Source organism: Streptomyces sp. NPDC085932, from assembly GCF_044540525.1.
Classification (GTDB): Bacteria; Actinomycetota; Actinomycetes; order Streptomycetales; family Streptomycetaceae; genus Streptomyces; species Streptomyces levis.
The window spans coordinates 1,992,316-2,007,630 of record NZ_JBITSJ010000001.1; the positions used below are offsets into that span (position 1 = coordinate 1,992,316).

At 71.1% G+C, this 15,315-nt stretch carries 14 protein-coding genes and 1 pseudogene; 11 read left to right on the forward strand and 4 right to left on the reverse strand.

What is annotated here, in order from left to right:
* The first annotated feature begins 59 nt into the window (after nucleotides 1-59).
* The 4 genes from ACIGAQ_RS08540 (at nucleotide 60) to ACIGAQ_RS08555 (ending at nucleotide 4,477) form a co-directional block, all read left to right on the forward strand.
* Nucleotides 60-1,658 (forward strand): FAD-binding oxidoreductase, encoded by a 1,599-nt coding sequence (locus ACIGAQ_RS08540; protein WP_399780298.1) that lies wholly within the window; start codon nucleotides 60-62, stop codon nucleotides 1,656-1,658.
* Nucleotides 1,659-1,735: 77 nt separating this feature from the next.
* Nucleotides 1,736-2,617, forward strand: coding sequence for a YegS/Rv2252/BmrU family lipid kinase (locus tag ACIGAQ_RS08545; RefSeq protein WP_362285549.1), 882 nt, complete (start codon nucleotides 1,736-1,738; stop codon nucleotides 2,615-2,617).
* A 543-nt stretch (nucleotides 2,618-3,160) separates the two neighbouring features.
* Nucleotides 3,161-3,802: a hypothetical protein gene (locus tag ACIGAQ_RS08550; protein ID WP_399780301.1), complete on the forward strand. Its 642-nt coding sequence runs from the start codon at nucleotides 3,161-3,163 to the stop codon at nucleotides 3,800-3,802.
* Between the two features lie 69 nt (nucleotides 3,803-3,871).
* Entirely contained in the window at nucleotides 3,872-4,477 is a 606-nt protein-coding gene (locus tag ACIGAQ_RS08555; protein WP_399780304.1) for a dihydrofolate reductase family protein, read from the forward strand.
* 382 nt (nucleotides 4,478-4,859) lie between these two features.
* Here ACIGAQ_RS08555 and ACIGAQ_RS08560 read toward each other — a convergent pair whose 3' ends face one another.
* Together ACIGAQ_RS08560 and ACIGAQ_RS08565 are read right to left on the reverse strand one after the other, a co-directional pair.
* Nucleotides 4,860-5,174 (reverse strand): hypothetical protein, encoded by a 315-nt coding sequence (locus tag ACIGAQ_RS08560; protein ID WP_399780745.1) that lies wholly within the window; start codon nucleotides 5,172-5,174, stop codon nucleotides 4,860-4,862.
* Nucleotides 5,175-5,413: 239 nt separating this feature from the next.
* Nucleotides 5,414-5,980 (reverse strand): annotated as a pseudogene (locus tag ACIGAQ_RS08565) (epoxide hydrolase family protein); the annotation flags it as partial.
* Between the two features lie 292 nt (nucleotides 5,981-6,272).
* Between ACIGAQ_RS08565 and ACIGAQ_RS08570 the strand changes: the two are divergent.
* Nucleotides 6,273-6,677, forward strand: coding sequence for a hypothetical protein (locus ACIGAQ_RS08570; RefSeq protein ID WP_399780307.1), 405 nt, complete (start codon nucleotides 6,273-6,275; stop codon nucleotides 6,675-6,677).
* Between the two features lie 295 nt (nucleotides 6,678-6,972).
* A complete protein-coding gene (locus ACIGAQ_RS08575; protein WP_399780310.1) occupies nucleotides 6,973-7,620 on the forward strand; it encodes a hypothetical protein in 648 nt (215 codons plus the stop codon).
* Nucleotides 7,621-7,987: 367 nt separating this feature from the next.
* Here ACIGAQ_RS08575 and ACIGAQ_RS08580 read toward each other — a convergent pair whose 3' ends face one another.
* Nucleotides 7,988-8,683: a TetR family transcriptional regulator gene (locus ACIGAQ_RS08580; protein ID WP_399780313.1), complete on the reverse strand. Its 696-nt coding sequence runs from the start codon at nucleotides 8,681-8,683 to the stop codon at nucleotides 7,988-7,990.
* A gap of 229 nt (nucleotides 8,684-8,912) precedes the next feature.
* Here ACIGAQ_RS08580 and ACIGAQ_RS08585 point away from each other — a divergent pair, with 229 nt between their 5' ends.
* Nucleotides 8,913-10,079: an alkane 1-monooxygenase gene (locus ACIGAQ_RS08585; protein WP_399780316.1), complete on the forward strand. Its 1,167-nt coding sequence runs from the start codon at nucleotides 8,913-8,915 to the stop codon at nucleotides 10,077-10,079.
* Between the two features lie 332 nt (nucleotides 10,080-10,411).
* On the opposite strand, the gene ACIGAQ_RS08590 is transcribed toward ACIGAQ_RS08585, so the two are convergent.
* Nucleotides 10,412-10,783, reverse strand: a complete 372-nt coding sequence (locus ACIGAQ_RS08590; RefSeq protein WP_399780318.1) for a winged helix-turn-helix transcriptional regulator — start codon at nucleotides 10,781-10,783, stop codon at nucleotides 10,412-10,414.
* An 80-nt stretch (nucleotides 10,784-10,863) separates the two neighbouring features.
* Between ACIGAQ_RS08590 and ACIGAQ_RS08595 the strand changes: the two genes are divergently transcribed.
* From ACIGAQ_RS08595 to ACIGAQ_RS08610, 4 genes are all read left to right on the forward strand, one after another.
* Entirely contained in the window at nucleotides 10,864-11,274 is a 411-nt protein-coding gene (locus ACIGAQ_RS08595) for a Rid family hydrolase (RefSeq protein ID WP_311685681.1), read from the forward strand.
* A gap of 510 nt (nucleotides 11,275-11,784) precedes the next feature.
* Entirely contained in the window at nucleotides 11,785-12,474 is a 690-nt protein-coding gene (locus tag ACIGAQ_RS08600) for an ABC transporter ATP-binding protein (RefSeq protein WP_399780322.1), read from the forward strand.
* Nucleotides 12,471-13,796 carry an ABC transporter permease gene (locus tag ACIGAQ_RS08605; RefSeq protein WP_399780325.1) on the forward strand — a complete coding sequence of 442 codons (1,326 nt, stop codon included), beginning with the start codon at nucleotides 12,471-12,473 and terminating at the stop codon, nucleotides 13,794-13,796. Before ACIGAQ_RS08600 ends, ACIGAQ_RS08605 begins: the two co-directional genes overlap by 4 nt.
* A gap of 186 nt (nucleotides 13,797-13,982) precedes the next feature.
* Nucleotides 13,983-15,314 (forward strand): sensor histidine kinase, encoded by a 1,332-nt coding sequence (locus tag ACIGAQ_RS08610; RefSeq protein WP_399780329.1) that lies wholly within the window; start codon nucleotides 13,983-13,985, stop codon nucleotides 15,312-15,314.
* The last annotated feature ends 1 nt before the right edge of the window (nucleotide 15,315 follow it).

Sequence of the window (15,315 nt, forward strand, 5' to 3'; positions counted from 1 at the left end):
CAGTGTAACGGGCAGAGCCGCTCCAGCGGCAACTCCGACGACCGGTGAGGACGACAGGCATGGACATGCTGTGGAACGGCTGGGGTGACCCCGCCAGGGCGACGCCGCTGCCCGACACCGTCACAGGGCTGCTTCGCGACTGGCTCGGCGTCAAGCCGCAACCCGCGGCATCGGTCCGGCTGGAGGAGATCAAAGTCTCCACGCCCGCACTGGAAGGAACTCCGCTTCACGCCCTGCAAGCGGCACTCGGCGACCGGGCGGAGAGCGTCCGCACGGACACGGAGAGCCGCGTCCGGCACACCCGGGGCAAGTCCACCCCTGACCTGCTCCGTATCCGCGCCGCCGACACCACCGACGCCCCGGCGGCAGTCGCACTCCCACAGAGCCACGACGAGGTGCTCGCCGTGCTCCGCGTCTGCGCTGAACACCGTATCGCCGTGGTCCCGTTCGGCGGCGGAACCTCCGTCGTCGGAGGACTCGCCCCCACCCCCCGGGCGTCCTTCATCGCCCTGGACCTGCGGCACATGAACCGCCTGCTCGACCTCGACCCCATCTCGCGAACCGCCACCCTGCAGCCCGGCCTGCGCGCACCCGAGGCCGAGGCCCTGCTGTCCCGACACGGATTCACCCTGGGGCACTTCCCCCAGTCCTACGAATGGGCCACCATCGGCGGCTTCGCCGCGACGCGCTCCAGCGGGCAAGCCTCCGCAGGCTACGGCCGCTTCGACGAGATGGTCCTGGGTCTTACCCTCGCCACCCCCGAAGGCACCCTCGACACCGGCCGGGCACCCCGCTCGGCCGCCGGTCCGGACCTGCGGCAGCTGCTGCTCGGCTCAGAGGGTGCCTTCGGGGTCATCACCTCCGTGACCGTCCGTGTCCGGCCTGTCCCGCAGACACGCCGCTACACAGCCTGGCGCTTCGACTCCTTCGACCAGGGCACTGCGGCGCTGCGCCGACTCGCCCAGGACGGCCCGCGTCCTACCGTTCTCAGGCTTTCCGACGAAACCGAGACGCTGATCGGCCTGGCCCACCCCGAAGCGATCAGCCTCACCCCGGAGCGGCAGAGTGCGGGATGTCTGGCCGTGGTCGGCTTCGAGGGCACCGAGGAGGAGACCACGCAGCGCCGCGCGGCCTGTGCGGTTGTACTCGTCGAATGCGGCGGCGAGTTCATGGGTGACGAACCAGGTGAGCGTTGGGCCCGTGGCCGCTATGCGGCACCGTACCTGCGCGACTCGCTCCTGGAAGCGGGCGCTTTCGCCGAGACCCTGGAGACGGCCACCTACTGGTCGCGGCTTCCCGACCTGTACGCGGCCGTGCGCGAGGCGCTGACCGCCACGCTCACCGAGAACGGCACTCCACCCCTGGTCATGTGCCACATCTCGCACGTCTATGAAAACGGCGCTTCGCTGTACTTCACCGTTGTCTCGGCCCAGGGCGAGGAGCCGGTGGCGCACTGGATGCGTGCCAAGCACGCCGCCAACGAGGCGATTCTCGCCGCAGGTGGCACGATCACCCACCACCACGCGGTCGGCACCGACCACCGCGACTGGTACGTGAGGGAGGCCTCCGACCTCGGGGTCGCGGCGCTGCGCGCCGTCAAACGACGGCTGGACCCGGACGGTCTGCTCAACCCCGGCGTCCTGCTGCCGACCGACTGACGGCCCTCCAAGTCCAGCCCCACCACTCCTGACCGGACGACTGCCGGCGCACCCCCCTTCACCCCGGAGGCATATCGATGCGACTGTTCACCGCCGTCGTCAACCCCACCGCGGGCGGGGCCACCGGCGCTGCCGCGCTGGTGAAGGTGGCCCGTCAGCTCCGGGAAGCGGGCGCCGAGCTGGAGACCGAGTACAGCCGCAGCCTGGCCCACGCCCGCGAACTCGCCCAGCGTGCCGGGGAAGACGGCCGGGTGGTCATCGCCGTCGGCGGTGATGGGATCACCGGAAGCATCGGCGGGGCCCTCAGCGGCACCGGCACCCTGCTGGGCCTGGTCCCGGCCGGGCGCGGCAACGACTTCGCCCGGGCCCTGGGCCTGCCCAGCGATCCCGAAGGCGTGGCCCGGGTGTTGCTCCACGGAACGCCGCGTGCTGTTGACACGATCGAGGTCACCTCGTCCGTCCACGCCGGTACCGTCGCGCTCGGGAGCGTCTACGCAGGTGTCGACGCGCTGGCCAACCTCCACGCCAATCGATCCCGACTGCTGCGCGGTTCGGCCTCCTACTACAGCGGAGCCCTTCGCGCGATCAGCACCTGGCGTCCCGTCCGCTACCGGATCACCATCGACGGCCGCGATCATGCCTGTACCGGTTACACCGTGGTGGCCGCGAACTCGAGCTTCTACGGCTCAGCGCGTCGCATCGCTCCCGGGGCCCGGCTGGACGACGGCCTGCTCGACGTCGTGATGATCCGCGATGCGCCACGCCGGCTGTTCTTCGCCCTGATGAAGGAACTCGACACCGGCGCTCACATCCATCGGCCCCAGGTGCAGGTCGTGCGCGGCCGGGAGATTCGCATCGAGGCGGACAGAGATCTCCCCTACGGGGCGGACGGCGAGATCGAGGGGGCCCTCCCGGTCACGGCGAAGGTGTTGCCCGGCGCACTGAGAGTCCTGTGCTGAAGCGGCGGCCGGCATACGCCTCTGCCACCGGTCTGGCAGATGCCGCCGGCGGATGGCCAGCCGCCGTCCCTGGCCTGACAAGCCGTGACGAAGGCCCTCGCGATCGAGGCCTCCGGCGGCGGCCGGATGTACGCCTGCCGTGACCGTGACTCACAGCGCCCGAAGTTCTGCGTCAGCGGCGCTCGGTAATGCTCCTGCGCACCGCGTCCGGACCCATGGCCATGTACCTCAGCGATGCACGCCATGTTGAGGTGCATCGGCTGAAGCAGCTGTGGCGGGGCCGCCGCCAGGCCTCCACCACCTCCGGATCGGTCATCGGCACCCGCGCCCTGTTCGGCTTGGCGCCGCGCCCGGTAGCTCGACGACGCCCGCATTCGCCACCTCACCTTCGCCCTGCCCCGCCCGCTACGCCCCCATCTCTTCTACGCCCAAGAGGCCCTCTTACATACGAACGAGGCTTGACAAGGGTGCTGAGCGATCAGACCCACTTACCTGAGTAGGCACACTCATGCCGGCGTCGTGACCCGTTCGAATACTGGGCGCATGAGACGATCTTCCGCGTTGGCCAGCACAGCCGCCCACACTCTCCGCCGCTCGCGCGTCACCCTCCTGACGGCACTCGTGGTCACCGTGGGACTCAGCGCGTGCGGCACCGAGAGCGCCGGCACGGACGCCGGCCGGACCAAGCACGCGAAAGGCGTCGAGGGCCAGGCCCATACAGCCTTCTCGACGATGTTGGAGCAGGTCGCGGAGTCGTGCCCGGACGACGGCCCGTCACGGACGTCCCCGACCGAGCCTGCGACCACCCTGCCGCCCGGTGGGCAGGAGCCACTGCCGGGCGCCGTCGAGCCGATCGCCCCCACGGCCGGGCCGGAGGTGGAGCTGAACGCCCGGGAGTGGTGCGCGGGGCACCGCCATGAGCAGCGCGTAACGGCAGCCCTGTGGCAGCTGAAGAACCCCGAGCCCACCGAAGTCAGAGCGGTCCTGAACGATCTCGGCTACATCGACGAGCGCATCCACGACCTACGCCAGTCGGGCACGACCACCCGGTTCTCCCTCGACCTGCGCGACCGCGGCGGACGGCTCTGCGTGACCGGTTCCGCGGCCGGCACCCAGACCCTCGTGGAGCTCTGCGTCGCTCCCGCGACCGGCCCGTTCGGGCCGGGACAGCGCAAGCAACTTTGAGGTCCGGGCCCCTGCCGATGAGTTTCCGACGGCCGCGCAGTCCACCCCTAGACACGAAGGGAGCGCACCATGCGCAAGATCATCGTTTGCACGTTCCTGTCGCTGGACGGCGTCATGCAGGCACCGGGCGGTCCGGACGAGGACCCCGAGAGCGGCTTCGAGCACGGCGGATGGCAGAAGCCGGTCTCCGACGAGGAGGTCGGCGCGGCCATCGCCGGCTGGTACGAGCCCGCCGACGCGATGCTGCTCGGCCGCAGGACGTACGACATCTTCGCGGCGTACTGGCCGACCGCCGACCCGGACAACCCGTTCACCGAGCGCATGAACAGCATGCGCAAGTACGTGGCGTCCAGGACCCTGACCTCCCTGGAGTGGGAGAACTCCACGCTGCTGCAGGGCGACGTCGCCGACGCCGTGCGCGAGTTGAAGGCATCCGACGGCGGCGACATCAACGTCGTCGGCAGTGGCGATCTCGCCCAGACGCTCATGCGGCACGACCTGGTCGACGAGTACCGGCTGACCATCCATCCGGTGATCATCGGTACCGGCAAGCGACTCTTCGCCGACGGAGCGGTCCCCACCGCCCTGGAACCGGTCAGCGTCTCGACGACGAAGAGCGGCACGATCGTCGGTGCCTACCGCCCGGCCGGCAAGCCCCACTACGACAGCTACTAACCCGAGTGCGGGCGCTGCCCCAACTGATTCCTGCGCGCCGGGATTTCACGGGGCGGTCTCGTCATCGGCCAGTACTGTGCGGCGTGGATACCACGATCATGGTCCTGAGCTGCATGCCCTTCCTTCGACGTCGTGTGGGCGACCCGCCGTCGCCCAGCAGACGAAGGTCGTCGCCGTCCGCGTGCTCGACGACAACGGTTCCTGAACGACCGAGCAGGTCGATGGCCGGGCCTGCCTCGACGGCGGCGTCCTCACCGCCGGAGCCGGCCACCTCAGCAGGGCCCTGTGGGAGCGGACCTGCCGCATCCGCAGCGGGCCCCGGCGACGAGACATCCCCCGGCTTCACCGCCTGAAACGGCGCCGCATGCCCGGGCGAGCAGGATCACGGAGACGCAGATCCCTGCTTCGCCAGGTTCACCGCCGTGCGGACGCCGGTGGCGTACTCCGACGGGCGTTCCCAGGCCGCGAAGTGGCCGCCGGCGGGCTCCTCCGTCCAGGAGCGGACGTCGAAGAAGCGTGCCGCGAACTCCCGGGGCGCGTTGACGAGGTCCTTCGGGAAGATCGTGAAGGCCGTGGGGATGTCGATGCGCCCGGCCGGTTTCGGCCCGCTCTCGGCGTAGGGAGTGAAGGAGGTGCCGATGGCACCACTGACCCAGTACGCGGTGATCCACGTGAGCAACTCGTCCTGGCTGAACACCGTTTCCACATCGCCGCCGCAGTCGGTCCACGCCGCAGCTTCTCCAGGATCCAGGCGGCCAGGCCGGCGGGCGAGTCCCCGAGTGCCACCGCCAACGTGTGTGGCTTGGTGGCCTGTTCGTGCATGTAACCGCCCTCCGTGGCCTGCCAGTGATGACCGTGCCGGACGTACGCCTGCTCCGCGTCGGACAGGTCCTTCGGCAGGTCCACCAGGAAGCGGTACTGCGACACGTCCGTCAGGTGCAGGGCGGAGACGCGGTCGGGCTGTGCGGCGGCCAGTGCCTCGGCGACGTCGCAGCCCACATCACCGGCGGACACGACGTAGCGCTCGTAACCGAGCTCGGCCATCGCGTTCGCGACTGCTTCGGCCATGTCCCGGGACGACATGCCGCGGCGGGCGACAGGCGCGGCGAACGGGAACCCGGGCAGGGCCGGAACGACCACATGGAAGTCGGACAGCAAGGGCCAGACCTTCTCGAACCGCAGGACGGAGTCGGGCCACCCGTGCAGGAGCACCACCGCAACCGCGTCGGTGCGCGCCGCCCGCAGATGGAGTGCCCGCACCGGCGCGTCGCCCCGGCCGGCGAGGACCCAGGGCAGGGCGCGCAGCCGGGCTTCGTGCTCGCGCCAGTCGTAGGAGTGGGCCCAGTAGGAGATGAGGTCCGCGAGGTAGTCGCCGTCGACCCCGCGCGCCCAACCGAATCCGGTGGGGACGTCGACCCGGCGGTAGCCGCGCAGGCGCAGGCGCAGGTCGTCGAGCACCGACTGGTCCACGACGGGGGCAGCGGCCTGTTCCGTGCTGATCATGCTCGGTCGTCCTCTCGTTCGTCTGAAGCGTGTCTCGAGTCCACATCCCGGTGATGCCCGGAACGCCGTCCGAGAGCGTCTGCCCCGGAAGGCGTACACCGAGACGATTGATCACTCAGGTGCGGACCGGGGCGTGGTCCGGCCGCCGGTGTGACCTGGCCGCCGATCGAGTCCATCAGCACAGGCGTCGACGCCGTGGGGACGGACGAGGAGGGCGCCGCATTCCAACTCGTTCCTTGCAGGTCGGGGGACGCACCTGATCCGGTCCGTTCCGTCACGTATCCTCGGCTGCGTGCCCCGCCGTTCAGGACAGCCCCGCCGACTGGTCGCCGACGGACGCGTCTACATGTGGACCATGCGGCACAGCCACCGAGGAGGCGAAGACGGCCGGCCCGTGGAGTGCCGCCAGATCCTCACCCTGTCCCCCCAACCGGCTGGCACCAGTGGCCCGCTGCGCATCGTCTTCGCCGAGGGGCCCGGCCGGTACGTCCCGGGCGGGGCGCCCCTCGGTTCCGGGAACGTGGGCTTCACCCGGGGCGCGGACCTGAACCTTCACGAGCCGGGCGCCGTCCGGGCCCTGCTTGATGTAGCGCTGGCCCGTGGGTGGCAGCCGGGGGAGCAGCGGGCGGTGGATGTCGACGGCTGGTCCCTGCTGGCGGCGGCGGCCGTCGCCCGAGCCGAGGGCTCCGGTTCCTGAGCCCAGTCGTGTTCCGCGCCGTGCAGCGGTGCCGTCGTCCGCTGCTCGGCCCGGGCCAGAAGCCCACGCGCGTGGCTGGTCCACCCCTGGGCCCAGTGCGGCCAGTCGGCAAGCGTCGAGAACGGGCCTCGGGGAGGGCAGACCTGAGCAGCTCCGCTCAGTGGGCTCGGCCATTAGGCTCTGGTCGCTGTGGATACACGCGAGCCGCCACTCGGGCATCGCCGCTCGAGCGCCGCGGGTCGTACGGTCGGCCGGCGAACCGCCGCACCACGGCCGTTCCGGGAGGGGAAACGTGATGATCGCTACGGAGTACGGCTACGAGGTGCTGCCCGGCGTGGCGGTGGACACCCCGGGCGTCGAGGACGTCCTGCGGCGACGTGAGCGAGGCCTTCGGGGGGGTGTCCTGGCGCTGACCACCGAAGTGCTGCTGCTGGCGGCCGTGTTCTCCGCGGCCGGTCCCGGCTCGGTCCCCGGCTTGGTCACCACCGCATGCCTGGCCCCGGTCATCGCGGCCACGGCCGGCCTGACGCTGCTGTGGCGCCGGGCCCGGCGCCGGGAGCGGCTGGTGATGTCCACTTACGCCTGGCAGGTCTGGCCCGTGCGGACACAGGACGTCCGGGTGGTCGCCGCGGAGGGAGAGCGGGTCCGGGGTCGTCGCTGGGGGACGGACGGGCGAGTGGTGCTGCTCCAGCCGGACGGCCAAAGCCACTGCTCGTTCCCCGTCCCCGCGGATGGCTGGGACGGGCCCGGCCCGCGCGGCCCCCGTCCGGCGGACCGGGTGTGGTTCGCCGGCGACACCCGGTTCGGCGGCATGGTCGCCGAACCGGGCGGGATGCCCTTCCGTTACGTCGTCCGTTCGACGCCGGGCAAGCGCCGTGGCATCGGAGCGGAAGACGAACTGGCCCGCCGAACGGGCCTGATGCCGCGGAGTCGGCGGCGGTAGGCGTCCCCGACGCTGCTCAGCCGGATGCCGGATGCCGGATGCCGGATGCCGGATGCCGGATGCCGGATGGAGGATGGGGGATGCCGGATGGCGGATGGGGGATGCCGGATGCCGAGCCGGGCGATCTCCGCCTGGAAAGTCACCAGCTCCTCGGCACGCGTTGCAGCACTGACGCCGGCAGCGTTTCCCGCGTGGGGCAGTGCCGGTACGGAGCGCCGGGCCGGGCCGACACCCGCCTCCTTGGCCACCGCCTCCAGGGACCTGCCGGCCCCGCACGCCAGGAAGTGGCGCTGCGCCGCTGACAGAAGGGCGGCATGGCTGCGCAGGGCGGCCGCGCGAGGGTTGAGCCCGCGCTGTCCACCGGCACTCATCCACCTTCCTGCGCTCTTCGGTTCTGCTCTGCGGAGCGCGGCGGCGCGCCCCGGCGGGCGCCGTCGACGGGAACGGGTGGAACACCCAGCACGGCGCACACCGCGCGAGTCACCCGTTCGGGCACGTCACCCTGTCCGGTTACCGGAAGCAGCATGTGACTGAGCGTCAGCCGTACGGCAAGATCCGCTGCTTCGTCCCTCTGTCGCCGACCGACCTCCGGTACGGCCTCGGACAGCCAGGCGTTCAGCAGGTCACGCGCCGAGGAGAACACCGGGTCCGGCCGGCTCGTCAGGAACGGGAGCAGGGCGTCGGTTCCTCCCCGGGCGGCGGTGAGCACGGCACGGATGAACGGGTTGCGGCTGCCCTCGTCGAGCGTGTGGGTGACTCCTCTGCGCAAGGCACTGGCAAAGCCGTCCCGGTCGGAGTCCAGTACGGCCGCGAGGCGGGTCAGGAACCGCTCCGTCTCTCGCTCCACCAGGGCCTGGCCGATTCCGGCCCGATCGCCGAACTCCTTGTATATCGACGGCCGAGACACCTCGGCCCGCTCCGCCAGGTCCGCGACCCGGACTCGGTCCCAGCCGTTCCGTGCGGCCAGGGTCCAGGCCTCCTCCAGGACGCGCTCCCGCATCTGGATGCGCCATGCCAGGCGTGGCGGGGGAGGGGGTTCGACAACTGGATGGGCAGCGACCATCGGAGCAGTGTGCCAGAGCGGTGCGGGCTCGCCGAGGGTGCGGACCCTTGGTGGTGGGCGCAGAATCGACGAAGCCCACCGCAACTGACGCGACATCAGAACATTGACACCGCGCCGGGTTTGTCAGCGCCATGCGCGGCTGGCACGCTCGGGGCTCCCCCCAGTTGCGCTTCCGCCGCTCGCCCGAGAACGGCGGCGGAAGCGCAACGCCTGCGATAGGGAGGCCCTCATGGCGAAGCGCGGCGACACAGACGTCCTGACCTGGCGTGATCCGAAGCGGTACCTCTGGCTCCTTGCTCTGGCCGTCCCCACGCTGCCCTTCCAAGCGGCCGGTCTCGTCTCCCTGACCGGTGCGAAGGCTTTGTGGTGGTGGGGGCCGCTCTTCGCGTTCGTCGTCCTTCCCCTGTTGGATCACGCCACGGGCAAGGACAGCGCCAATCCGCCCGAAGCGGTGATGGCACGGCTGGAGGCGGACCGCTACTACCGCTGGTGCACCTACCTGTACCTGCCCCTCCAGTTCGGCACCCTGGTCTGGGCATGCGATCGGTGGGCCGACGGCACGCTGTCGATCGCGGACAGCCTCGGTCTGGCCGCCACCACCGGTGTCGTGGCGGGGGTGGCGATCAACACGGCCCACGAACTGGGGCACAAACGTGAGCAGTTGGAGCGACGGTTGAGCCGGATGGCACTCGCCCAGAGCGGCTACGGCCACTTCTACGTCGAGCACAACCACGGTCATCACGTGCGCGTGGCCACGCCCGAGGATCCCGCCAGCTCACGGATGGGTGAAAGCTTCTGGCGCTTCCTCCCGCGGGCCGTCGCCGGCAGTGCGGCCTCGGCCTGGCACCTGGAGCGTCGGCGGCTGGAGCGCCGAGGACGACGCGCCGTCAGCCGCCACAACGACGTACTGACGGCGTGGGGACTGACGGTGGTCCTGTTCGCGGTGCTGTCCGTCGCTTTCGGCCCGGTCGTCCTTCCCTTCCTGCTCCTTCAGGCCGTGATCGGTTTCTGCCTGCTGGAGACGGTCAACTACCTGGAGCACTACGGGCTGCTGCGGCGGCGCCGTCCGGACGGGCGCTACGAGCGGGTCTCTCCCCGGCACAGCTGGAACAGCAACAACACGGTCAGCAATCTGTTGCTGTTCCAGTTGCAACGGCACTCCGACCATCACGCCAACCCTCTGCGCCGCTATCAGACGCTGCGCCATTTCGACGAGGCTCCGCAGCTCCCCTCCGGTTACGCCACCATGATCGTCGTCGCCTGGTTCCCGCCGCTGTGGCGGCGCGTCATGGACCCTCGGCTCAGGGCTCACTACGACGGGGATCTCTCCCGGGCGAACGTCCACCCTGGCCCGCGGAAGACCCATCCGAAGACTGTCCTGCGGCGTCCCTCATGAGTGGATCGCGGTAACCGGTCCGGGAGGAACTTCGTCTGCTGCCGCGTTGTTCGCCAGCGGACCCGCCGTTCCTCGTGAACGGCGGGTCCTCCTTCTTCCTGGTATCGCGAAGTACAAGCCGGTCGGCACCAGTGACGGATGTACAGCGAACCTCTCCCGTCGCGAGTCGACGGCACTGGCAAGGGCGCAGGGGAGAAGCCCTCCCACTCCGTGCACCAGCCGCGACGGTCAGCGGACCGGACACGGCGAGTTGGCCGGGGCCACCGGTGCGGACCTTGTTGTGGACCGCACGGTGCGGTCGACGGAACGCCGCTGTGGCCGTGCGAGCCGGTTCACGCGAGGTCGAAGGCGCGGCGGGCGCGTTCCACCTCGGGCATGTGGGTCGCGGCCCACTCCAGGAGCACTTCGATGGGCTGCCGCATGGTCTTGCCCAGGGGGGTGATGCGGTACTCGACCGCGACGGGGCGGGAACTGAGCAGCACGCGCTCCACGATGCCGTTGCGTTCCAGCCGGCGCAGCGTCGCGGTGAGGGACTTCTGCGTCACCGCGGGGATGGCTCGGCGCAGGTCGTTGAAGCGACAGGGACGTTCGCAGAGTTCGTTGAGGACGCTCAGCGACCACTTGTCGAGCACCTGGTCGAGGAACTCCCGGTGGGGGTGCTCGATCCTGAGCTCGTCGTCGTGGTTGTGTGCAGTATCCGGCACGATACCTGGTCTCCTTGAAGTGTCCTTCGTCTACCAGGTAGCAAAGGTATACCGAGTTGGGTCGAACTGAGGAGACCTCCATGTCCGTCCGTCGTTTCACGCCCGAAGGCATGCTGCAGCCCACCCCGTACGAGCATGTGGCCGTGGGTACCGGAACGCGTCACGTGCACGTCAGCGGCCAGGTCGCGCGGTCGGCGGACGGGACGCCCGTCGCTCCGGGCGACCTCGCGGGACAGGTCGCTCACGCGCTGCGGAACACCGCGAAGGGCCTTGCGGGGGCGGGTGCGTCGTTCGACGACGTCCTGAGGCTCACGTTCTACGTCACGGACTGGGCCCCCGAGAAGATCGACGCGTTCATGGCAGGGGTCGGGCAGGTGGCGGAGGAGATCGGGTTGACGGTGCCGCTTCCGCCCTCCTCGCTGATCGGCGTCGACTACCTGTTCGAGTCCGACGTCCTGGTCGAGGTGGAGGCGACCGCGATCCTCGATTGAGCCGGTCGGCCGAGGTCCTGCGGCTGCCCTTGTTGTGCGTGGAGGACCACCGGGGCACCGCAGGAGGTCCAGAGCTGCCTTGCTGTGTCTGTGGCACCTCTGCGGGCGGAGCGGAGTGGGTCACCGGCACCGTCCGAGAGTGTCGTCCACGAACACCGACTCGATCGGCGGCCGGTCCTCATAACCGATCAGCCCTGCCGGGACGCCCCTCTGCCGTAGATCGCTGCCGATCTCGCCGGATGCCTCTGCCGAGCAGCCGATGCGCACGATGGCTGCCTGCGCAGGCAGCCCACCGCCGGGATACTCGCTGAGCAGTGCGGAGCTCGCTCCGACAGAGTCCGCGCGCGTCGCCGGATCGTCCGACACTCAGGTGCCGACGTGACCGCCGAGGGCTTCGGCCAGGCCGCCCGATCCCTCCGCGCGCGCCCACAGGGTTCGGAAAAACCGACCCCCAGACTCGGGTGCCCGCCCCATCGCCTAGCTGACCAGCGGGTTCGTACGGTCGATGGCATGGAAGCCATCCTCGAACTCGACCGGGTCAGCCGAACCTACGGCCGCGGACCCGGGGCCGTGCACGCGCTGCGCGACCTCGACGCGCGGCTGTACGCGCGCTCCCTCACCGCCGTCATGGGCCCCTCCGGGTCCGGGAAGTCGACCTTCCTGCAGTGCGCGGCCGGGCTCGACAAGCCGACGTCGGGGAGCGTGCGCCTTGCGGGGCAGGAGATCTCTGCGATGGGTGAGCGGCAGCTGACCCGGCTGCGCCGTGCCCGCATCGGGTTCGTGTTCCAGTCCTTCAACCTGCTGCCGACACTGAGCGCGGAGGAGAACGTACTGCTGCCGCTGCGCCTCGACGGCAAGCGCAGGGACCCCGCAAGGGCGCGGCGGATGCTCGCCCGCGTCGGTCTCGACGGCCGCGCGGACGCGAAGCCCGGCGAGCTGTCCGGCGGCCAGCAGCAGCGCGTCGCCATCGCCCGCGCACTGGTCACCGAGCCGGACGTGGTCTTCGCCGACGAGCCGACCGGCTCCCTCGACACCCGCACCGCGGCCGAGGTGCTCGCGCTGCTGCGGGAGGCGGTGAACTCGTACGGGGCGACCGTCGTGGTCGTCACACACGACCCGGCGGTCGTCGAGCACGCCGACCGAGTGCTGCGGCTCGCCGAGGGACGCCTGGTGACGGACACCGTGGGAGCACCGGCATGAGTGTTCTCGTTACCAACGGCCTGGCCACCGCCTCCGTCAGGGCCCGGCCCTCCGCCTTCGCGGGGACCTTCGCCGCACTGGTTTTCTGCGCCACCGTCGTCACCGCGAGCGTGGCCGTCGCGATGTCCGCCTCCCGGGTGCCGTCCTCTCCCGAGCAGTACGCGGTCTACGAGATGGGCTTGGTCTTCAGCCAGGTCACCGTCTACATGTCGATCTTCGTCATCGGTCAGGTGATGGCCCTGGCCGTGAGCCAGCGGGGACGGGAGAGCGCGCTGCTGCGGGCCATCGGTGCCGGGCCCTGGCAGATCCGGCGGATGGTGGCGACCGAGGCGCTGTGCACGGCGCTGCTCGCGCTGCCGGCCGGATACGGGCTCGGGGCCGTCGTCGCGTGGGCGTGGTTCGGGGCGCTCGAGGGCAGCGGGATGCTCCCGGCCGGGATGACGCTGCACATCGGTCTCGGGCCGCTGTTCGCCGCGCTCGGCACGCTGGTGGTCTGCTCGCAGCTCGGCGGATTCATCGCGGCGCGGCGCAGCTCCCGTACCCGCCCGTCGGCGGCGCTCGCGGCGGCGCAGGTGCCCGGCGGAGAACGGTCGGGCGGGGTGCGGGGCCTGATCTCGCTGGTGTTCCTCGCGGGCGCCGTGACGCTCACCGTGGTGGCCGCGGTGGGGTCGGCCGAGAACGCGGGGGACGTGATCCCGCTGGTGCTGCTCGCCTACCTGGTGGCCACCGGCGTCGGCGGACCCTGGCTCGGCCGGCTCGCGACCCGGGCGGCGGCACCCGTGCTGCGCTCGGTGGGAGGCGTGGCAGGTGAACTCGCTGTAGCGGGGTGCCGGGCGAGGGCGGGCCGCCTGTCCGCGGCGATCACGCCGATCGCGATGGTGACTGCCTTCGCGCTCGCCCAGTTCGTCTCCCTGGCCGCGAGCGACGACATCGACGCGACGGCGCTCTTCGGCACCCTGCTCTACGCCGCCTTCGCGGGTCTGATCGCCGCCAACACGCTGGTGATGCTGACCCTGGAGCGGCTGCGGGAGTTCTCGCTGCTGCGCACGATCGGCGCCGAGAAGCGGCAGGTGCGCGCAGTGGTACTCGCCGAGTCGGCGATCACGGCGCTGGCCGGAGTCGGCGCGGGCGCGGTGATCGGCTGCGCGGTGATGGCCCCGCTCGGCGGCAGGACGGGCACGCCGATGTCCGCCCTTCCGGTGTGGGCGTGGGCGGCGACCCTCAGCACGGGGGCTCTCCTGGTGTGGGCGGCCTCCGCTGTCCCGCTGGGGCGGATGTTCCGGGTGCGTCCGATCGACGGGGTCACTCGCAGGAGCGCGTGACAGATGGAAGTCTCAAAGCCGTGGGCACCCGGCCCGTCCTCCCGACAGGCGGCGCCGGAGCCCCGGCACGAAGCGCCGACCCGCCCCGGAGCAAGACGATCACGCCCGTCATGCCCGGCACGGGGACGCGCGGTACGGGCACAGCCCGACCTCAGCCACGCCCGCCCGAGAGGCACCGAGGACCCGATGCCCCACCTCCGCAAGCTGCCCCGCTCACTCCGCCGGGCCGCGAAGCTCATGCCCGACTCGCCCCGTCAGACCGCGAACGTTCTGTTCGGCTCCCCTGGCGAGGCAGCCTACGTCCTGCTCGCCCCGGCCCTCGGGCTGCTCTGCGGCCTCGTGCTGCTGGCGCTGCTCGCCACGGCGATCGTCACCGCGATCGTCCAGATCGGTCTGGTCCTGCTCATCGGCACGCTCGCCGCTGCCCGCGCCACCGGCGCCCTGCACCGCGCCCTGCTGCGCGGCCTGCTCGGTGAGGACATCCCCGCGCCACCCGAGCGGCAGCGCCCGCGGGGCCTGCGCTCCGCCCTGACCGACGGTGACGGCTGGCGCGCCGCTGCCTTCACCCTCGCGTACACGCCCGTCGGCCTCGTCCTGTTCGCGGTGTGGGTCATGGGCAGGTACCTCGGCCTGGCCGCGCTCACCTACCCCTTGTGGTGGCGGGCCATCGAGGAGGACGGCCAGTACGGTATCGGCTTCGGCTTCGGCATCGAACCCCACACCTGGCCGCAGGCCCTGGTCACCGCCGTGGTCGGCGCCGGCGTTCTCGCCTTCACCACCTGGTCGACGCGCGGACTGCTCGACCGGGTCGTCCGCCCCATGGCCCACGCCCTGGTCGGGCCCGGACGGCTCGAAACCCGGGTGCAGGAACTCCAGGAGACCCGCGCGCTGGCCGTCGAGTACTCGGCCACCACGCTGCGCCGCATCGAACGCGACCTGCACGACGGCGCCCAGGCCAGGCTCGTCGCGGTCGCGATGGCCCTCGCAGGCGCGAAGGACCAGCTGGCCCGCGTTCCCGGCGACGCCCCCGAACTGGCACGCGGCCGCGAGCTGGTGCAGTCCGCCCTCGACGGCTCCCGCACCGCGATCAAGGAACTCCGTGAACTGGTCCGGGGCATTCACCCACCGGCCCTCGACGACGGTCTGGACGTCGCCCTTGAGACTCTGGTCTCGGGATACGACACACCACAGGTGACGCTGGACGTGAACCTGCCCGAACGACCTCCCGAGGCGATCGAGACCATCGCGTACTTCTGCGCGGCCGAGCTGATCGCCAACGCCGCGAAGCACGCGCGCGCGACCCGCGCCGACGTGGCGGCGCACACGAAGGGCGGGATGCTTCACCTGACGGTGGCCGACGACGGGCACGGCGGCGCACGGCCGCGCGCGGGCGGCGGCACCGGTCTGGCGGGTCTGGCGGAGCGGGTCAGTACGGTGGACGGCCGGCTGCTCATCGACAGCCCCGACGGCGGCCCGACCACCGTCACCGTCGAACTGCCGCTGACCTCCAGGACGTAGG